Source organism: Variovorax sp. LG9.2 (assembly GCF_035018885.1).
Taxonomy (GTDB): domain Bacteria; phylum Pseudomonadota; class Gammaproteobacteria; order Burkholderiales; family Burkholderiaceae_C; genus Variovorax.
This window is the reverse complement of the sequence record NZ_JASJXB010000078.1, coordinates 1-1,876: the sequence shown is the minus strand read 5'-3', so window position 1 is coordinate 1,876 and position 1,876 is coordinate 1. Positions and strand designations below refer to the sequence as shown.

General features: G+C 66.9%; 2 protein-coding genes. Both read right to left on the bottom strand.

The window, feature by feature from the left end:
* A partial coding sequence (locus QN413_RS26900; RefSeq protein WP_323499620.1) for an ATP-binding protein occupies positions 1-377 on the bottom strand: 377 nt, incomplete at its 3' end.
* The coding region (gene istA, locus QN413_RS26895) for an IS21 family transposase (RefSeq protein WP_323499619.1) at positions 370-1,876 on the bottom strand (1,507 nt) is incomplete at its 5' end. The genes QN413_RS26900 and istA, both read right to left, overlap by 8 nt.

Genomic DNA, 1,876 nt, shown 5'->3' with positions numbered 1-1,876 from the left:
TTGCCATGCTGCGTGATGCCCGCCACGCCGATGGCCGTCGCCAGATGGCTCTTGCCGGTGCCGGGGCCACCCACCAACACGACGTTGTGCGCCTCATCGGTGAAGGCCATCTCGGCTAACTGCAGCACGAGCTTGCGGTCAACCGGCGAGACCTCGAAGTCGAACCCTGCAAGGTCCCGGTGCACAGGGAACTTCGCCGCGTTCATCTGGTGAGTGACCGAGCGCGTGGCGCGCTCGGTGGTCTCGGCACGCAGCATCTGCTCGACCAGCCAGCCGGATCGCTCCAGCTCGGCGGCGTTCTGCTCCATCAGGTCGGCCCAGGTCCCGGCCATACCGTGCAGGCGCAGCGCCTTGAGTTCAGCGATGACGTCACGCATGACCGGCCTCCCTCAAGCTGCCCAGGTCTCGCAGCCGGTCGTAGCGCGCTGTGTCAGCGATCGGTGGCGTCAGCACCTGCAACGGTGTCTCCACGTTGTCCGGGCGCGGCGCCGCGTTCAGACGCGCGAGCACGTTGATGACGTGTTCGACGCTCACGCGCCCGGAAGGCGGTGCGCCGTCCAGCGCCAGCTCTACGGCCACCAGCACCGCTTCCAGTCCGGCCGTCGGCACGAGCGCCAGCACCCGCGCCATTAGCCGGTCGCCTCCGCTCTCGCGCAACAGTGCACGGCGCAGCCGCTGCAATGATTCGGGCAGATCGGCGAACGGCGCACCGTTACGCAGTGCGCCGGGTTTCCTCTGCACCAGCGGCACATAGTGCTGCCAGTCGTAGCGCGTCTTGCTCTTGTCCGTCAGCCGCTCGTGCTCGGCCACGACGCCATCACCGGCCACTACCGTCACGCGCGTCGGGTACAGGTGCGTGCTGACCATCTGCCCAGCCAGCTCGCAGGGCACCGAGTAGCGGTTGCGCGCCACCGACACCAGGCAGGTGCTGCTCACCCGGGCCACCTCCTCGACGTAGCCATCGAACGCTGCGGGCATCGGCATCAACTGCTCCCGCTCGTGCTCGAGCATCTCGGCCACGCTGAACTGCCTGTGCTCGGGATGCCGGACCTCTTCCCATAGCGCCCGGCAGCGCTCGCCCAGCCAGGCATTGAGTTCGTCGAAGCTCGCGAAGCGCCGCTCACGCGCGTCGATCCAGATGCGCCGGCGGCTGTCCTGCACGTTCTTCTCCACCACGCCCTTCTCCCAGCCGGAGGCGACGTTGCAGAAGTCAGGGTCGTACAGGTAATGCGCGCACATCACCGCGAAGCGCGCGTTGACGGTGCGGCCCTTGCCCTTATGGACCTTGTCCACGGCGGTCTTCATGTTGTCGTAGATGCCGCGGCATGCCACCCCGCCCAACGCCGCGAACGACCGGGTATGCGCATCGAACAGCATCTCGTGGCCCTGGCTCGGATACGCCACAAGGAAGAACGCGCGGCTTGCGCACAGCTTCATGTGCGAGACCTGCAGCTTGCGGTAGAGGCCCCCGATGACCAGCGCCTCATCGCTCCAGTCGAACTGGAACGCCTCGCCCAGCTCGAAGGTCAACGGCACGAATGCCTTGCCGATTGCAACGCCGCCTTGGCTGGCGCGCCATGTACGAATGAAGTCCGTCAGTTGCGTGTAGCCGCCTTCGTAGCCGGCCGCGGCGATCTGCTGAAGCAGTGCCTTGGCGGTTCGCCGTTCCTTCCTCGGGCGGCGCGCATCGGCCAGCAGCGCCATCTTGATCGTTTCAATGAACGGCGACAGCTTCGTCGCCGCCGCCCGGCGCCGGTACTTCGGTGGCTGCGCCACCGGCATTCGCAGGTACTTCCTCACCGTGTTGCGCGACAGGCTCGTCGCCCTCACGATCTCTCGCACCGACTTCTTCTCGCGGTGGTGCATCCGCAGGACC